Here is a 16872-nt window from a genome sequence, read left to right on the forward strand (position 1 = left end):
TTATACATGAATCGCTGCGTCCTCTGCATCGAGTCCGAGTTCCATCAATACTTCTCCGACAGAAGGGTGTGCATGGACCGACATCCCCAGTTCAAGCGTCGAAGCATCCAGGAATTTAGCAAATGCAGCTTCATTAATCAGTTCTGTTGCGCCGGGGCCAATCAGGGTAACCCCCAGAATATCTTTTGTTTCCGGGTCTGCAATCAATTTCCCAATTCCTCCCCCGCCTCCGGAGATCACTGCCTTTCCAATTGCAGCCAAAGGTACTTTATGTGTCTTAAACGTTCTGCCCTCTTTTTTGAGTTCTTTCTCAGTATAGCCGACTGAGGCTGTTTCTGGAGAAGTATAAATACATCTGGGTACTGTTCTGTAATCAAGCGGCAGTGGGTTTTTATCTGCCATATGTTCCACTGCGACGATCGCTTCTTTCACAGCTACATGGGCCAATTGGAGATGGCCGATGACATCCCCCACAGCGTAGATATTTTTCTCTTTTGTCTGATAATGTGCATCAGCAGCAATAAAACCGTTATCGAGTTCGATTTTGGTATTGTTCAGCCCGATGTCCTCAACATTCGGTGTGCGGCCAATTGACACAAGCAGTTTATCAAATGACTCTCTTTCACCTTCAATGTCGAGAGTGACAGTGTCAGGATTTTTTTCGATGGCATCTTCACTCAGCACCACTTCTGTTTTAAAGATAATCCCTTTGTCTTCAAGGGAATTTCTGAGCTGATCGGCCATATCTTTATCTTCAGCAGGAATGATTTGTCCGCCTGCTTCTATGACAGTGACCTCAGCGCCAAGGTCCCTCAAAAGACTTGCGAATTCCAGCCCGATGATACCGCCGCCAATAATCGCTATTTTGTCCGGAACATTTTCAAGCGTCATCATATCATCGCTTGAAAGTACCATTTTATGATCAAATGGCAAAAATGTCAGTGGTTTCGGTTTGGAACCTGTTGAGATCAGAACGTTATTGTTGATGAGAATTTCACTTTCTGCTTCATCATCATTCGGATTTTCCACTGCCACAGTGCCTGCCATCGGTGAGAAGATGGAAGGTCCGAGTATACGGCCATGACCGGTAAACACATCAACATTATTCTTTTTCATCAGTTGTTTTATGCCGTTATGCATCCGCTCGACGACTTCATTTTTGCGTTCATGAATCCTATCCATTGAAATTGCCGGTTCAAATGATTCTATGCCAAAATTTCCGGCATTTTTCATCGTGTTTACCACCTCAGCAGATTTCAGCATGCTTTTTGTTGGAATACATCCCTTATGGAGGCATGTGCCGCCAAGCGCTTCCTTTTCAACCAAAGCGGTCTTCACCCCCAGCTGAGAGGCCTTTATTGCAGCAACGTACCCTGCAGTACCGCCGCCTAAGATTACCAGATCGTATTCATGTGCCAAAACTAACACTCCTATTCATATGTCTTCATACGTTCCGCACCGGAAATGACCCTGAATGCTCCTTCGGCGAGCGCCTGCATCTCTTCTTCCCCGGGGTAGACCGTCAATTCTGATATAAACGATACATACGGTTTGATTAAATCGATCAGATAGTCGCTGTATGCCAGGCCGCCGGTAAAAATAATACGGTCCACCCTGCCTTTTAGAACAGCTGCCCGTGAGGCAGTCTCCTTTGAAATCTGAACAGCCAGCGCCTCAAAGATCAAGATGGCATCCCTGTCACCGTCTGCTGCCCTCTGTTCCAGTTCCAGTGCATTCTGGGTATCTGCCAGTGAGATAAAACCGCCCTGTTGGGTCAGCATTTCAAACACTTCTTCATAGCTCATTCGGTTATCAATGATGTATTTTGCCAATTGGGCATTAGGCAGTGAACCGGTACGCGACGGGCTGAGCGGCCCTTCGCCGGACAGGCCGTCATTGACATCTATGACTCTGCCATTTCTATGGGCACCGACAGTAATGCCGCCGCCCATATGACAAACGATAACATTGATGTCCTCGTAATTTTCACCCGTATCATTCGCATATTTTCTTGCTACAGCTTTCTGGTTCAATGCGTGAAAGACAGATTTTCTTTCAATATCCTTAAGTCCTGTCAATCTGACTTCGTCTATCAGTTCGTCAACCACCACCGGGTCAGTAATCACTGCCTGAGCCCCATATGTCTTTCTGTATTTGTCGGCAATCAATGCGCTCAGGCTGGATGCATGACTGCCGTATTTACTTTCTTTCAAATCTGATACCATTTTAGCATTGATATTGTAAGTGCCCCCTTTGATAGGCTTGAGTACCCCGCCTCTTGCGCTTACAATATCAATGCTTGAAGGTTCAAAATTCTGTGACTCGATAAAATCTGAAACCGCCTGAAGCCGGAAGTCTATCTGTTCCGGCAGAGGCTTCATTGTTTCTTCTTTGTGATGTCTGAGGGTTTCATCGCAGACTTTTTCCAGGTTTTTATATATCGCCAATTTAGTGGATGTACTCCCCAGATTGAGGACAAGTATATGATATTGCATAAAATGTTACCTCCTGCTGAGTGTCGTCACTTCATTTTGTGAAAAAGTACTTTTCACTCTCATCATGCTGTCGATCCTTTCTTCAGCAAGTCTGTCTGCTGCAGCAGCAGGGGTTACACCGTCGCGTTTTGCAATATTGAAAATCTTATCCATCTGATTATATATTTCTTTCACTTTGTCTTTGGCTCTCTCCCCATTATAGCCCTGCAATTCGTCTGCCACATTGATGACACCGCCGGAATTGACCACATAATCGGGGGCATAGACAATGCCTTTTTCCTGCAGCATCTTCCCATGCCGGTCGTCTTCAAGCAATTGATTATTGGCACTGCCGCAAACGGCTTTGACTTTTAAATTCGGAATTGTGTCATCGTTTAAAATGCCCCCTAGTGCACACGGGGCAAATATATCCGCATCTACTTCATAAATTTCCTCAATACCGACAGCTTGTGCCCCAAAATCATTAACGGCACGCTCAATGGAATCCTGATTGATGTCAGTAACGATCAAACTGGCACCTTCTTCATGAAGGTGCTCACACAGGCTGTATGAAACGTTGCCAACGCCTTGCAGTGCAACTGTTTTGCCTTGCAGGGAATCATCACCGAATGCCTCTTTTGCGGTGCGTTTCATTGCCGTATAAACACCGTACGCTGTCATTGGGCTCGGATTTCCTCCGGAACCGTATGATTCGCTGATGCCGCATACGTATGGCGTTTCCTGATATATGAAATCCATGTCAGCAACGGTTGTTCCCACATCTTCGGCAGTAATATACCTGCCACTCAAGCTGTTCACATATCTTCCCAGTGCTCTGAAGAACGCTTCGGATTTCTCTTTTGGAGCTTCTCCGATTATAACAGTCTTACCGCCGCCGAGGTTTAATCCAGCTGCAGCGTTCTTATATGTCATTCCTCTTGCAAGGCGGAGGACATCCTGGATTGCTTCCTCTTCTGTTTCATAATTCCACATCCTTGCCCCGCCGAGCGCCGGCCCGAGTGTAGTATCATGGATGCATATGATTGCTTTTAAGCCACTGGCCCCATCATGACAAAATACGAGCTGTTCATAATCCAATTCCACCATTTTATCAAATATCATTTCAAGCAACTCCCATCGGTTTTTATTTTGCAACATGTATTGCCAGGCTGATCGAGTTATATCTATCTTCTGCCGAGTCTGTTCTTGAGGTAAGGACGATTGGGGCTCTGGCCCCTGTAATGATAGAAGCTACGCGGGCACCCGCTGTATAAACCAGAGATTTGTACAATATATTACCCGCCTCTATGTCCGGTGCGATAAGTATATCCACATCACCCGCAACCTCAGATTCCAAGCCTTTATGTTCTGCCGCCTGCTTTGAAACAGCCAGATCATACTGTAGTGGTCCATCAAGGATGACATCCATAGATTTTATCTCTGCGGTTGATTTGACTGCTTCAGCATCGGTCGTAGAAGACAATTTTTCGTTGACCTTCTCAACTGCTGATAAGAATGCTGCTTTTGGCTTTTTCATATTCAGTTTATAACTGCATTGTAACGTATTTTTTAATATTTCGGCTTTTTCACCTGCGTCCGGTGCAATATTCATTGCTGCATCACTGAGTAATATTGCCTTATGGTAATTGGGCAGATCGAAAAATGCGACATGGCTTAAAAGCCCGTCCCCTTTCAGTCCATGTGATTTGTTTAAGACTTCCCTCAGAATAATCGAGGTTGAAATAAGCCCTTTCATGAGAATATCCGCCCTGCCTTCTGAGACGAGTTTTACTGCAATTTCTGCCGCCTCTTCGTCGGAATCGGCATGATGAATCACAAGACGTTCGTTAGAAAGATATCCCTCATTTTCTGAGTTTAACATCTTTTCTATAGTGGACCTGTCATCCACCAGATGGAATGTCATCTTCGACTCGTTAAAAAGACGAAGCACCGGTTTCAGTACATCCATGTCCGCTGCTCTGCAAATTGAAATCGTTACCATTTCAGTTTTGTATTCATTAAATATTGCATCAAATTCCATTTTTAGTACCTCCCCTTAATTTTCATTATACATATACCGATGATAAAATACATGGATTTAAATAAATGTCGAATATTCAGAAGTTTTTCAATAATTGTTCATTTTAAAGCTGTATCCCGATGATGTATAATAAATTTATCTATCCGATTAAGGTGATTATATGAGGAAAATAATAGCGCTTGCCATACTGTTCATCCCTGTCATTATGGCCGGATTCGGCATTAAATTCATGAGGGACAGTGTATTCGGTGTCGTCAACGATCCGTTCACTCTGACGTTTGTGCAGTTTGCCGCTGGACTTCTGCTGACGGTATTCGGCGTCTGGTTTATCGGCGGCTATTTGCTGCACCGGGAGCGGAAAAACAGGAGAGTTCAGGAACGATTCCAGGAGAAAATAAGAGAAAAGGAAATAGAAAACGCAAAAAGGCAGGAATCCGAATGATTATACGGACGCCTGCCTGCTGTTTGATATGAGTGTTTTGGCATTTTCCAGTGCTGCATTGGTAACATCCGCGCCACTGAGCATTCTTGCTATTTCATAGACATGTGCTTCAGCATCCAGATATTTGGCTGTGGAGACAGTACGCTCTCCGACAGTTTCTTTGGAAACATAAAGGTGGTGATCACTGGTTGCCGCGGCCTGTGGCAGATGAGATATGATCAGGACCTGTCTTGTTTTTGCCAGGCGTTTCATCTTCTCAGCCATGCGTGTGGCGACTGACCCGCTCACTCCGGAATCAATCTCATCAAGAATCAGCAGGGAATGGCTGTCGAATTCGGTAAATATTGTTCTGATGGCCAGCATCACCCTGGATATTTCCCCGCCTGAAGCAACCTGATTCATTTCTTTTAAAGGCTCTCCTTTATTTGCTGAGATCAGAAAATTAACATCGGAATATCCTTCCTGATTGAATGTTCCCTCTTTAACCTGAATTTCAAAATCTGAATCTGCCATATCCAGCTCTTGCAGCTCTTTTCTGATACGCGTCTCCAGGAAATGTTTCCGTTCAATTCTGAAATTATGAAGAGCGCCTGCATAACTTTCCATCTCATTAAACGCTTCATTTTTTTCTGCTTCAAGGTTCTCAAATGACTGGGATATATTCTCCAGCTGTGAAATATCTTCACCCAGAGCGTCTTTCAAGCTTATCAATTCTTCATAGGATCTGTTATATTTGCGTTTCATATTATTAATTTCGGCAAGTCTCATCTGTTTGTCGTTAAAAGTTGCTTCATCGTAATCAATATTTGAAAGGTCAGCGGTTACTTTGCTATCCAGTTCGTTTAGAAGGTGGTAGGCTTCCAGAATCGTATCAGAAAACTGCAGATAACCTTCATCAAATTTTGATAATGAATCGATGGATTTTTGAATTTCATACAGCACCGCCTGAGGTGAATATTCTGAATCCAGCTGGAATCGCATCTGTGAAAGTGTGTCGTGAATTTTTTCGTAATTATTGAAATAACTGATGTCCTCTTCCAACTGTTCCTCTTCACCCTGTACCAGGTTCATAGAGGCCAGCTCGTCATACTGATGCTGGTAAAGTTCAAGCTGCTGAATTCTGTTACGGTCTTTATACTCGAGGTCGTTCATCCTGTTTTCAAGCGCTCTGTAATTTCTGTAGCTGTCCTTGTATCTCTTTAGGATATCTTCTTCGTGCAGGCCGATAAAACGGTCAAGATATGCAATATGAAGTTTTTTCTCCAGCGCTTCATTCTGTGAGGATTGGGAGTGGATACTGATGACCTCATTCATAATTTTCCTGAGCGTCCCCAGCGTAATCATGCTGGAGTTAATCTTGATGATACTTTTTCTGTTCTGCATAATCTCCCGTCTCACAATGTAAAGTTCATCTTCTTGTATATCATTGTCAACAAGCAGCTCCTTCATTTCAGGGGTCTCCGGAAAATCAAACGCGCCTTCAATTACAGCGCCTTCGGTTTCAAATCGTATGTCATCAACTGAAGCTCTTTTCCCATAAAGGTACCTGATCGCTTCAATCAGCATGGATTTACCGGAGCCTGATTCACCAGAGATATCAGTAAGGCCGTTTGTAAACTCCAGTTCTATATTTTTCAGCACCGCAAAGTTTTTAATATTCAAGCGTAAAAGCAACATCAACACTCCATTTAGATCAAATTGAATATCCGATCCCTGATTTCGTTTTGTGCCTCTTCATTTCTACAGATTAACAGACATGTGTCATCCCCGCATATTGTGCCGATCACTTCTTCCCAATCCAGCTGATCGATGATGGCACCGATGGACTGGGCATTTCCGGGGAGTGTTTTTAACACCAGCAGATTATCAGCATAATCGAGTTTGACAAAGCTGTCCATCAAGTACCTGCCGAGCTTTTCCAGCGGATGGAATTTTCTGTCCTTTGGCAGGCTGTAGACATAAGATCCATTTGGTGTAGGCACTTTTATAAGCTGGAGTTCCTTGATATCTCTGGATACCGTTGCCTGCGTAACATCGAAATTGTATTCATTCAGAGCATCTACCAGATCTTCTTGGGTTTCCACCTTGTTATTTGAAATGACTTCTCTGATTTTTATCTGCCGGATTGATTTGTTTGACATGGTTGTCCTCCTCATTCCCCTGTATATTTATTCATATAATATCATAAAGTTCATAAATATAACATAAAAAAGACATTTAACCGTGAATGATCGGCTCAATGTCTTTTTCGCCCAGAGTATTTTGTGCTTTATCGCCATGTTCCAGGTGCAGCAGATATTCGATGTTTCCCTTGCTGCCTCTGATTGGAGACCTATCGAGTGCCCATGCGTAAAGTCCGAGTGCAGCGCATTCATCGAGCACTCTCATGACCACTTTTTCATGGGTTTCTAAAGATGTGAGAATACCGCCTGCGCCCCTCTCCTCGAGATAAGATTCAAACTGGGGTTTTATCAATGCAATCACAGTATATTCATGACTGAATAAAGTAACGATGTGCCTCAGGATCGGAATGATGGAGGTAAAGGATACATCGATTGTCAATACGGCAGGTACCGGCTCAAAACTATCCTTTGTTGTATTTTTAAAGTTCGTCCGTTCCATGACAATGACTCTGTCATCTGTTCTCAGCCGGTAATCCAGTTGATTTGTTCCGACATCCACAGCATAGACACGGGAGGCTCCATTCTTGAGTGCACAGTCGGTAAACCCGCCTGTAGAACTCCCGATATCCGCCAGTGTTTTATCTTTAATGGTGACATCGAAGACAGATAGAGCATGTTTCAATTTTATACCGCCTCTGGATGCGAAAGGTTTAATATTTTTAAAACGGATATCGGCTTTTTTTATCTCAATAATTTCTGAAGGCTTATACACAGGATGGTTATTATTCAGCACTTTACCCGCCATAATAATCCTGCGCACATCTTCAAGTGTGCCGAGGTTGTATTCCTGCTGTATATATTGGTCAATTCTTGATTTCTTTTTCATGTGTCTGCTCCAGCAGTATTTTTGACTGAAGAATGATGTTTTCAGTGGAGATTCCGATATCTTTGAGCAATTTATTTACATCACCATGTTCGATGTATTCATTGTCGATACCAATCCGTTTGATTGGATTATGGAATCCATGGTCTGCCATAAATGTGGCTATCATACTGCCAAGCCCGCCGTTTAATATGGCCTCTTCCACAGAGAGCACAGGTATATTACTGGCGCCGAGAGACAGCAGCATTTCTTCATCCATAGGTTTAAGGAATCGGGCATTGATCACTCTGGGACTGATGCCCGATTCTTTCAATGCAGCAGCGGCATCAATCGCAAGATCTAAGGTCGGGCCGAATGATATGAGTGCAATATCTTCGCCGCTTGAGATTTCTTCCCATTTACCGACACTGACTGGTTCTCTTTTTTCGTCGAAATCAAGGCCTTTCACGTTGCCTCTGGGATATCTGAGTGCAATCGGCCCATCATGTTCAAGTGCCAGATCGATCATAGATGCTGCTTCGACTTCATCCTTGGGCATCATCAATGTCATATTCGGCAGCGGCGTAATGAAACTGATATCAAATACGCCCTGGTGGGTTTCGCCATCCGCGCCGACAAGCCCGCTTCTGTCTATGCCTATAAATACATTTAAGTTTTGTCTGTCTACATCGTGCAGCAACTGGTCAAAACCGCGCTGCAGAAATGTTGAATAGATTGCCAGGTACGGTTTCATGCCATTTGAAGCAAGTCCGCCGGACATCGTCACAGCATGCTGTTCAGCGATTCCGACATCGAAAAATTGTCCAGGGAGTTCATTTTGGAATCTGGTCAGCTTGCTGCCGACCGGCATTGCCGGTGTTAAAGCCACAATGCGTCTATCTTCCTTGGCACGTGACAAGAGGGAATCTGACATGAATTCACTCCATGAAGGAGTTGATTTACTGCCCAGGACTTCGCCTGTGTCAATCTTATAAGGACCCAGGCCATGCCATTTTCCTAGCTTGTCATCTTCTGCAGGGTGGTAGCCTTTCCCTTTTTTCGTAACGACATGGACAATAACCGGTCCTTTATAATCCTTGGAGGATTTAATTGCCTGTGTCAGGTCTTCAAAATCATGACCGTCCACCGGACCGATATATTTAATACCGAGTTCTTCAAAAAATATACCATCGACGACGAGGTATTTCATGCTGTCTTTCATCCGGTCGGCCATGTCCCGCAGTTTCGAACCGACCTGCGGCAAACGGTTGATGAACTCTTCAATATCGTACTTTACGCGGTTATACTGGTTATTTGTGCGCATCCTTCCCAGCATATTGTGCATCGCACCCACATTCGGTGCGATACTCATTTCATTATCGTTAAGGATGATCGTCATATTCGTCCGATCAGAGCCGATATTATTCAGTGCTTCAAGCGCCATTCCGCCTGTCAATGCACCGTCACCGATAACCGGGACCACATGATAATCATCCTCCAGTATATCCCGGCCTTTGGCAATGCCCATTGCAGATGACAGGGAAGTGGATGAATGGCCGGCTTCCCATACATCGTGCTCTGATTCACGCATTTTAGGGAACCCGCACAACCCTTTATATTGTCTTAGACTTTCAAACTCATGAATTCTGCCTGTTAAAATCTTATGAATATATGCCTGATGACCGACATCAAATATGAAACGATCGGTCGGGGAATCAAAATGTTTGTGCAGCGCCAGGGTCAGCTCCACTACACCGAGATTGGCGCCAATGTGGCCGCCGGTCTCAGAACATGACTGGATTAGAAATTCTCTGATGTCCTGTGCCAGATCTTTCAGTTCTTCATCACTTTTACCTTTCAAAAATGATGGATTTTCTATACTATACAGATTCATATAGCAACCACCTTTGAATTTACTATTTTTAATTATACCACTTATACAGGGGACTAAAAAACAAAAAAAGATAATTCATCAATATGAATTATCAAAGTTCTCTTACAGCAAACATTTCCAAGACCTTGTGAAGTTCCTTGGTATCTAATATTGCAGATAAATTATCCAGTATCATATTTGCCTTATTTCTTAATATATTCAGATGCTCCGTGGCACCTTCGAGACCATAAGCGCTGACATAAGTGCTTTTTTTCTTTCTTTCATCACTGCCGGACGCTTTTCCGGTTACAGACATATCTCCGGTAACATCTAAAATATCGTCTCTAATTTGAAAGAGGATGCCAAGATATCCGGCAAAATCAATCAATGCTTCAGACACATCAGAAGATGTTTTGGCAATGACAGTGGCACACTCAATCGGTGCAATGATCATTCTGCCGGTTTTATGCTTATGGATTTTTTCCAGTTCTTCAATTTCGAGGGACTTCCCTTCAGCTTCCAGATCAAGCATCTGTCCGCCGATCATGCCTGCCTGTCCTGCGGCTTTTGATATTATGCTCACTAGTTCAAGCCGTATTTCCGCAGGAAGTGATTCATCATTTGACAGGATGTTGAAGCTTTCAGTCAAAAGATTATCTCCGGCCAGTATGGCTGTCGCTTCGCCATATACTTTATGGTTTGTCGGCCTACCGCGTCTGTAATCATCATTATCCATTGCGGGCAGATCATCGTGTATCAGTGAATACGTATGAATCATCTCGACCGCTGCAGCAGCACTCACACCTTTATCAAGTTCGATGTTCAAGGATTTTAAGGCGGCAAACAGCAGATAGGGTCTGAAACGTTTGCCGCCTGCCTGGATGGAATAGACGCTTGCCTCTTTAATATGTTCTGCCACATTATTATTTTCAAGGTGGCTGATCGCAAGTGCTTCGGCTTTGTGATTATATGCCTCAAGAATATTATTCATCGGCATCTTGATTAGCCTCTTTCTTGTTTAAAGACTCCACTTTCAACTCTGCATCCTTAAGTATCCTATCGCATTCGGAAGAGAGTTCCACGCCCTGTTGATACAGTTTTAAAGATTCTTCCAATGATACCTCGTCCTCGTCAAGCTTTTTGACGATGTCCTCAAGCGCAGTCATTTTCGTTTCGAATGATTCATTCTTTTTCTCTGCCAAGTTGTTTCACCTCTGTTACTTTAGAAGAAATTTTACCGGTGCCTAAAGTCGTTTCAATATTATCACCCGGGGACACCTCTTTTGCATCTTTGATAATATTGTCATTTTTGGTGGTATATGAATAACCTCTGAGCAGGATGTTGGAAGGGCTCAATGAATCCAGCAGTTCCAATGTTGAAGCGAGTTTTTTTCTGTTGTCCGTCAACATATCCTGCATTTCATCATCCATGCGTTTGCTGCGTTCAATCAATATTTCTTTGTATCTTGATATGGCAGGCATCGGGTTCTGGTATTGGATACGCTCTTTTAGATTTGTATGTCTATATCCTGTTTCTCTCAGCAATGTTTGCATGCGATTCTCCAAATTTGTTTGCAGGCTGGCAAGCTTTTCCGTCTGCTGGTCATACAGTAAACCCGGATTTTTAAATTTATAGTAATTGGACAAGTTTTCGAGCGCTTTACTGTGTGATTCGATCTTTCTGGTCATCATTCTCAGCATAAAGGATCTGTTCTGATGAATACGGTCTTTGATATCTATAGTGCTGGGTACAGCAAGTTCAGCAGCTGCCGTTGGTGTCGGTGCCCGCATATCGGCAACAAAATCAGCCAGCGTTGTATCCGTCTCATGGCCGATACCGGAAATCAGCGGCGTATTGACACCAAAGATCTTCATTGCCACTGCTTTTTCATTAAATGTCCACAGATCTTCTATGGAACCTCCGCCTCTGGCCAGAATGATCAGGTCACTATTCAGGCTGTCGGCATAATTCAGGCTGTCGATGACGGATGTTCTGCTTTCCGCTCCCTGCATCAGTGTGTTAATCACCTTAATACTTACGAGCGGATAACGTCTTCTAAGTGTTGTAATCATATCTCTGTACGCTGCACTGGTTTCCGAACTGATGATCACTATATCGGAAGGATAACCAGGTATTTCTTTTTTATATTCGGGATTGAAGAACCCTTTTTCACGCAGTTCTTTTTTATCCTTTTCCAATTGTTCGAACATGCGCCCGATCCCGTCAATTTCCATAGAATCAGCGTAAACCTGGTACTGTCCGCTCTGTTCGTAAATGCTGATCCGCCCGGTAATCAATACACTCTGGCCTTCTTCCGGATTAAATTTCAAACCAGTGGTGTTCCGTGAGAACATGAGACCCCTGAGTACAGCATTTCCATCCTTTAAAGCGAAAAAGAGATGTCCGCTGGTATGTTTTTTTACATTGGACAATTCTCCTTTGATAAAAACCCGTGTGAGATACGGATCCTGGTCAAATTTATATTTGAGATACCTGGTTAAAGCACTCACTGAAAGATATTTACTGCTCTGTGCCATCTGGATTTTCATCCGTTTCTTTAATGAAATTTTTAAGAACGCCATTGATGAAACGGAAGCTGTCATTTTCACCGTAAGATTTAGACAGCAGCACCGCCTCATTGATCACAACTTTTTCCGGTGAGTCGCCTTCTTCGATTTCACTTATTGATGTTCTTAAAATATTACGGTCCACTTTTGGTATACGCTCCAAAGTATAATTGGTCAAATGTCTGCTGATTTTTTCATCGACCGTCTCACTGTTATCCAGGTAAAAATCTATAATTCGCTTTATATATTCATATTCATTATATAGATCGTAAAAGGCGGTATTCTCCAATTCAACACTCCCATGATCCATTTGGAAAATGAGTTGAAATATTTTTTTCCTTTGTTCGTGTCTGTTCATAATAGCACCTATCTAAATACTTATTTAATGTTTATGATGTGAACATTCACTTCTTCCACATCATGTTCAGTCATGTTCTTTATCGTCTGGCTGACATTTTTCTGAATATTTTCAGCAGTCTGATGTACGTTTCGATTTGTGGAAAGTGAGACATAGATTGAAATTAATACTTCATTGTCCCTTGTTTCGACTTTGACGCCGCGTCCTCTGTACTTCTTTCCGATCTTCTCAAAGTTACCGCTGGCGAAGTTATTCTGCAATGCATGGACACCGTCAGTCTCTGTGACAGCGATGCTTGCGATGACTTCTAAAACTTCAGAAGAGATTTCTATTAATCCGAGATTTGATTTATCTTCCTGGATTCTCATGTTCATCACCCCGTCAACTTATTATAGCATGATTAAGGCACAAATTAGAAACAACTTGTCGCTTCTTGAAAATTTATTATGTAAAGATAAAGCCATCTTTTCAGAATTGAAAAGATGGCTTTTTTTGGACTATTTCATCACATCATGTTCCTGCAGGAAGTTCGTATTATAATCGTTATTTCTGAAGTGATCGTTGAGGAGCAGATTCATATGAAAAGGAATCGTGGTATCAATGCCGCCGACTTTAAATTCAGACAGTGCACGAAGCCCGGACATTATTGCCTCTTCGCGCGTCTGGCCATGTGCAATGAGTTTGGCGATCATCGAATCATAGTAAGGCGGAATTCTATAGCCGGCAAAACAGGCTGTGTCAAGCCTGATGCCAAACCCGCCAGGTACGAGGAAATCTGTAATCGTACCTGCAGAAGGCATAAAGTTCTTGCTCGGATTTTCTGCGTTGAGCCTGAACTCAATTGCGTGACCGTTGAATTCTATATCTTCCTGATTATATGGAATAGGTTCTCGCATGGCGACCCTAATCTGCATCTTGACCAGATCGATACCAGTGATCATTTCAGTCACTGGATGCTCCACCTGTATGCGGGTGTTCATTTCCATAAAGTAAAAGCGATCATCGTTCAGATCATAGATGAATTCTATCGTTCCCGCACCAATGTAGTCGATGCTTTTCGCGGCCTTAACTGCAGTATCACCCATTTCCCTGCGTTTTTCTTCAGCAAGGATCGGGCTTGGCGCTTCTTCAACCAGTTTCTGCATGCGTCTTTGAATGGTGCAGTCCCGTTCCCCAAGATGTATAACATTGCCATGGTAGTCCCCAAAAACCTGTATTTCTATATGTCTGAAATTTTCGATATACTTTTCAATATAGAGGCTCTTGTTGCCGAAAGAACTTTCTGCTTCCTGTTCAGTCAATTTATAATTCTGTATCAGTTCATTCTCTGTGCGGGCGACCCGGATACCTTTGCCGCCACCGCCATAGCTGGCTTTGATGATGACAGGGTAGTTGATATCTTCAGCGATCGCTTTCGCCTCTTCAACTGATGACACGATCCCGTCACTGCCCGGCACCGTAGGCACGCCTGCTTTTATCATCGTATCTTTTGCGGCATCTTTAACACCCATGAGTGAAATGGTTTCATGCATCGGACCGATAAAAATCAGGTTGGATGCTTCACACATCTCTGCAAAATCGCTGTTCTCGGCAAGGAATCCATATCCGGGATGTATCGCATCACATCCGGATTTTTTGGCAATTGTAATAATGCTGATCATATCGAGATAACTGTCTTTTGAAAGTTTGGGACCGACGCAGTATGATTCAGCGGCAATTTTCCGGTGAAGGCTGTCTTCATCTGCTTCTGAGTATATGCTTACAGAATCGATGCCAAGCTCAGTACATGCCCGAATGATTCTTACTGCTATTTCTCCGCGGTTGGCAACAAGTATCTTATTGATCATTGCAGCACAAACAATGGCTGATCGTATTCAACCATTTCTCCGTCTTCAACTAGAATTTCAACAATTTCACCGGAAGTATCTGCCTGGATTTCGTTGAACAGCTTCATGGCTTCCAATATACAGACTATGCTCGCATTGTCGACTTTATCTCCAACCTTTACATAAGGATCTGATTCTGGTGAGGAAGCTTTATAGAAGGTGCCGACCATAGGTGCCTTGATTAAGTTGCCTGTCTCTATATCAGAAGGCTGTTCCTCCTGTGATACAGGCGACTGACTGACTGCCGGTGCCGGAGCGGTCTGTACCTCACGGAACTCCCCTGTCTCTCTTTTCAATTTAATATCTACTTCTTCGTCCTTATAGGAGAGCTCTGTCAGCGAAGCTTTCTCCATCTTGTTTATCAATTCATCGATATATTCCAGATTCATGCTTACTTCTCCTTAACAATAAAATTTCTAGTTTTTATTTTACGTCAGTGGTCATACCAATTCAAGCAATAATAGAAGCAGAGACTCTGCTTTTAACATTTAGGCCCTGGAAACGTAAGACCCTTCATCCGTGTTGATCACAAGCGTATCCCCGAGATTTACAAACAGAGGCACCTGCAATGTCAAACCTGTTTCCAGCGTGGCTGATTTGGTCGCACCGCTTGCGGTATCCCCCTTTATCCCCGGTTCCGTTTCCGTCACTTCCAATTCAACCGTTTTAGGGAGATCGACACCAATGATTTCTCCTTCATACATTATTATTGAAACATTCATGTTTGCTTTCAGGAATTTAAGTTCCTCTGCAATTGAATTTCCCTGGAGATCAATCTGGTCGAAGGTATCATTATCCATGAAGACATGGTTGTCCCCGTCCGCATAAAGGTACTGCATATTTCTATTATCAATGATGGCTCTGTTGATTTTTTCTCCTGCCTTGAAAGTTTTCTCCTGGATTGCACCGGTCCTTAAATTCCTGAGTTTACTTCTGACAAATGCTGCGCCTTTACCCGGTTTGACGTGCTGGAAATCGATCACCCTCCAGATGCCGCCTTCTACTTCAACTGTAAGTCCTGTTTTAAGATCGTTTACTGAAATCATAGTTTTTCCTCCTCAATCGAACGATTGATCATTATATAATGAATAGTTCTTTACTGCTGCGGGATAGTTTTTCAAGTCCTAGTTCAGTGACCAGGCAATCGTCTTCAATCCTTACGCCCCCGATATCATCGAGATAGATGCCGGGTTCAACTGTAATGACCATACCTTTTTCCAGTATGTTTTCACTTCTTTTAGAGATTGAAGGCATTTCATGCACCTCAAGGCCAAGACCGTGACCAAGCGAATGTCCGAAATTTTCGCCGAAGCCTGCTTCAGTTATGATATCTCTGGCGATCTTATCAGCCGCCTGCCCGGTCATCCCTGTTTTGATTTCTCCGACTGAGGATGTTTGAGCATCCAAAACGATACTATAGATTTTTTCCATTTCGTCTGATACTGAACCTACACCGAATGTGCGTGTAATGTCAGACGCATAGCCTTTATAATAAGCACCGAAATCGAGAGTGACCATTTCCCCTGATTCGATGATTTTACCGGACGCGCTCCCATGTGGCAAGGCACCTCTGTAACCACTGGCAACGATCATATCAAAACTGGAGCCGGAGGCGCCGAGTTTTCTCATATAGCTTTCAAGTTCATTTTGCACCTCAAGTTCACTCATACCCGGTCGGATATATTTTAAGATATGGTCATATGCCTCATCTGCAATCCCGCATGCCTTTCGGATCAGCTCAACTTCTTCCGGTGTTTTATACATACGGATTTTTTCAATTTCACCAGATAAAGGTACCAGTTCAAATTCTTTTTTCAACTGATCATATGTATTGAAGTTTACATGCTCGCCTTCAAATCCTAAAGTTTTGATGTTTTTTTCCTGAAGGAATTCCATAACAGAGTCAAGCAGCCCTTTTGTCTGAAGAACAAAATCAAAATGTCTGGCTTCTGCTGCCCCTTGAGCTTTGTATCTGAAATCAGATATCAGATACCTGCTGTCCTTAGTTATGATAACTGCACCGCTTGAACCGGTAAACTCCGACAGATAACGACGGTTATACGGACTCATGATGAGCAGTGCATCAAGGTTATTCCTTTCAATCAAAGCACTGACTTTTTCGAATTTAATCATTTTTCATCCACCTTTCGAGTTTATTTTACATCAAATTGCTTGAGATTTCAGTATTATACCTGATATAGATTAGATAATCATTTTATATATACGGAAATAATGGTAAAATAAT

The 16872-nt window shown here is 43.1% G+C and carries 18 protein-coding genes; 1 reads left to right on the forward strand and 17 read right to left on the reverse strand.

Features of this window, described 5'->3' with window-relative positions:
* From lpdA to G343_RS0111945, 4 genes are read right to left on the reverse strand one after another with little or no spacing between them, the layout of a single operon-like run.
* A complete protein-coding gene (gene lpdA / locus G343_RS0111930; protein ID WP_020008382.1) occupies positions 1-1419 on the reverse strand; it encodes a dihydrolipoyl dehydrogenase in 1419 nt (472 codons plus the stop codon).
* 11 nt (positions 1420-1430) lie between these two features.
* Entirely contained in the window at positions 1431-2495 is a 1065-nt protein-coding gene (gene buk, locus G343_RS0111935; protein ID WP_020008383.1) for a butyrate kinase, read from the reverse strand.
* A 6-nt stretch (positions 2496-2501) separates the two neighbouring features.
* Positions 2502-3596: a Leu/Phe/Val dehydrogenase gene (locus G343_RS0111940; protein ID WP_020008384.1), complete on the reverse strand. Its 1095-nt coding sequence runs from the start codon at positions 3594-3596 to the stop codon at positions 2502-2504.
* A gap of 22 nt (positions 3597-3618) precedes the next feature.
* Positions 3619-4515 carry a phosphate acyltransferase gene (locus G343_RS0111945; protein ID WP_020008385.1) on the reverse strand — a complete coding sequence of 299 codons (897 nt, stop codon included), beginning with the start codon at positions 4513-4515 and terminating at the stop codon, positions 3619-3621.
* Between the two features lie 160 nt (positions 4516-4675).
* Here G343_RS0111945 and G343_RS0111950 point away from each other — a divergent pair, with 160 nt between their 5' ends.
* Positions 4676-4957 carry a DUF2627 domain-containing protein gene (locus tag G343_RS0111950; protein ID WP_020008386.1) on the forward strand — a complete coding sequence of 94 codons (282 nt, stop codon included), beginning with the start codon at positions 4676-4678 and terminating at the stop codon, positions 4955-4957.
* Here the strand turns inward: G343_RS0111950 and recN are convergent, their stop codons facing one another.
* The 13 genes from recN to G343_RS0112015 form a co-directional block, all read right to left on the reverse strand.
* Positions 4958-6634: a DNA repair protein RecN gene (recN, locus tag G343_RS0111955; RefSeq protein WP_020008387.1), complete on the reverse strand. Its 1677-nt coding sequence runs from the start codon at positions 6632-6634 to the stop codon at positions 4958-4960.
* A gap of 11 nt (positions 6635-6645) precedes the next feature.
* Positions 6646-7098, reverse strand: a complete 453-nt coding sequence (gene ahrC, locus G343_RS0111960) for a transcriptional regulator AhrC/ArgR (RefSeq protein WP_020008388.1) — start codon at positions 7096-7098, stop codon at positions 6646-6648.
* 76 nt (positions 7099-7174) lie between these two features.
* Positions 7175-7966: a TlyA family RNA methyltransferase gene (locus G343_RS0111965; RefSeq protein ID WP_020008389.1), complete on the reverse strand. Its 792-nt coding sequence runs from the start codon at positions 7964-7966 to the stop codon at positions 7175-7177.
* Entirely contained in the window at positions 7944-9836 is a 1893-nt protein-coding gene (dxs, locus tag G343_RS0111970; protein WP_020008390.1) for a 1-deoxy-D-xylulose-5-phosphate synthase, read from the reverse strand. Before dxs ends, G343_RS0111965 begins: the two co-directional genes overlap by 23 nt.
* A gap of 91 nt (positions 9837-9927) precedes the next feature.
* A complete protein-coding gene (locus tag G343_RS0111975) occupies positions 9928-10812 on the reverse strand; it encodes a polyprenyl synthetase family protein (RefSeq protein WP_020008391.1) in 885 nt (294 codons plus the stop codon).
* Positions 10799-11017 (reverse strand): exodeoxyribonuclease VII small subunit, encoded by a 219-nt coding sequence (gene xseB, locus G343_RS0111980; protein WP_020008392.1) that lies wholly within the window; start codon positions 11015-11017, stop codon positions 10799-10801. Before xseB ends, G343_RS0111975 begins: the two co-directional genes overlap by 14 nt.
* A complete protein-coding gene (gene xseA, locus G343_RS0111985; RefSeq protein WP_020008393.1) occupies positions 10998-12353 on the reverse strand; it encodes an exodeoxyribonuclease VII large subunit in 1356 nt (451 codons plus the stop codon). The genes xseB and xseA overlap by 20 nt, the downstream gene beginning before the upstream one ends.
* Positions 12337-12741, reverse strand: a complete 405-nt coding sequence (gene nusB / locus G343_RS0111990) for a transcription antitermination factor NusB (protein ID WP_020008394.1) — start codon at positions 12739-12741, stop codon at positions 12337-12339. The genes xseA and nusB overlap by 17 nt, the downstream gene beginning before the upstream one ends.
* Positions 12742-12761: 20 nt before the next feature.
* Positions 12762-13109, reverse strand: a complete 348-nt coding sequence (locus G343_RS0111995; RefSeq protein WP_020008395.1) for an Asp23/Gls24 family envelope stress response protein — start codon at positions 13107-13109, stop codon at positions 12762-12764.
* 129 nt (positions 13110-13238) lie between these two features.
* Complete coding sequence (accC, locus tag G343_RS0112000; RefSeq protein ID WP_026366387.1) at positions 13239-14585, reverse strand: acetyl-CoA carboxylase biotin carboxylase subunit; 1347 nt, start codon at positions 14583-14585, stop codon at positions 13239-13241.
* Complete coding sequence (accB, locus tag G343_RS0112005; RefSeq protein ID WP_020008397.1) at positions 14585-15016, reverse strand: acetyl-CoA carboxylase biotin carboxyl carrier protein; 432 nt, start codon at positions 15014-15016, stop codon at positions 14585-14587. The genes accC and accB overlap by 1 nt, the downstream gene beginning before the upstream one ends.
* A 99-nt stretch (positions 15017-15115) precedes the next feature.
* Complete coding sequence (gene efp / locus G343_RS0112010; RefSeq protein ID WP_020008398.1) at positions 15116-15673, reverse strand: elongation factor P; 558 nt, start codon at positions 15671-15673, stop codon at positions 15116-15118.
* Positions 15674-15704: 31 nt separating this feature from the next.
* Positions 15705-16760: a M24 family metallopeptidase gene (locus tag G343_RS0112015; RefSeq protein WP_020008399.1), complete on the reverse strand. Its 1056-nt coding sequence runs from the start codon at positions 16758-16760 to the stop codon at positions 15705-15707.
* Between the last annotated feature and the right edge of the window lie 112 nt (positions 16761-16872).

This window comes from Salinicoccus albus DSM 19776, from assembly GCF_000385175.1.
Taxonomy (GTDB): Bacteria; Bacillota; Bacilli; order Staphylococcales; family Salinicoccaceae; genus Salinicoccus; species Salinicoccus albus.

Bases quoted from the DNA above. Each gene is read 5' to 3' on its own strand.
- G343_RS0112015 (WP_020008399.1), bottom strand. From the start codon at position 16,760: ATGATTAAATTCGAAAAAGTCAGTGCTTTGATTGAAAGGAATAACCTT.
- dxs (WP_020008390.1), bottom strand. From the start codon at position 9,836: ATGAATCTGTATAGTATAGAAAATCCATCATTTTTGAAAGGTAAAAGT.
- ahrC (WP_020008388.1), bottom strand. From the start codon at position 7,098: ATGTCAAACAAATCAATCCGGCAGATAAAAATCAGAGAAGTCATTTCA.
- accB (WP_020008397.1), bottom strand. From the start codon at position 15,016: ATGAATCTGGAATATATCGATGAATTGATAAACAAGATGGAGAAAGCT.
- G343_RS0111965 (WP_020008389.1), bottom strand. From the start codon at position 7,966: ATGAAAAAGAAATCAAGAATTGACCAATATATACAGCAGGAATACAAC.
- G343_RS0111945 (WP_020008385.1), bottom strand. From the start codon at position 4,515: ATGGAATTTGATGCAATATTTAATGAATACAAAACTGAAATGGTAACG.
- G343_RS0111995 (WP_020008395.1), bottom strand. From the start codon at position 13,109: ATGAGAATCCAGGAAGATAAATCAAATCTCGGATTAATAGAAATCTCT.
- buk (WP_020008383.1), bottom strand. From the start codon at position 2,495: ATGCAATATCATATACTTGTCCTCAATCTGGGGAGTACATCCACTAAA.
- efp (WP_020008398.1), bottom strand. From the start codon at position 15,673: ATGATTTCAGTAAACGATCTTAAAACAGGACTTACAGTTGAAGTAGAA.
- G343_RS0111975 (WP_020008391.1), bottom strand. From the start codon at position 10,812: ATGCCGATGAATAATATTCTTGAGGCATATAATCACAAAGCCGAAGCA.
- nusB (WP_020008394.1), bottom strand. From the start codon at position 12,741: ATGAACAGACACGAACAAAGGAAAAAAATATTTCAACTCATTTTCCAA.
- recN (WP_020008387.1), bottom strand. From the start codon at position 6,634: ATGTTGCTTTTACGCTTGAATATTAAAAACTTTGCGGTGCTGAAAAAT.
- G343_RS0111950 (WP_020008386.1), top strand. From the start codon at position 4,676: ATGAGGAAAATAATAGCGCTTGCCATACTGTTCATCCCTGTCATTATG.
- xseA (WP_020008393.1), bottom strand. From the start codon at position 12,353: ATGGCACAGAGCAGTAAATATCTTTCAGTGAGTGCTTTAACCAGGTAT.
- G343_RS0111940 (WP_020008384.1), bottom strand. From the start codon at position 3,596: ATGATATTTGATAAAATGGTGGAATTGGATTATGAACAGCTCGTATTT.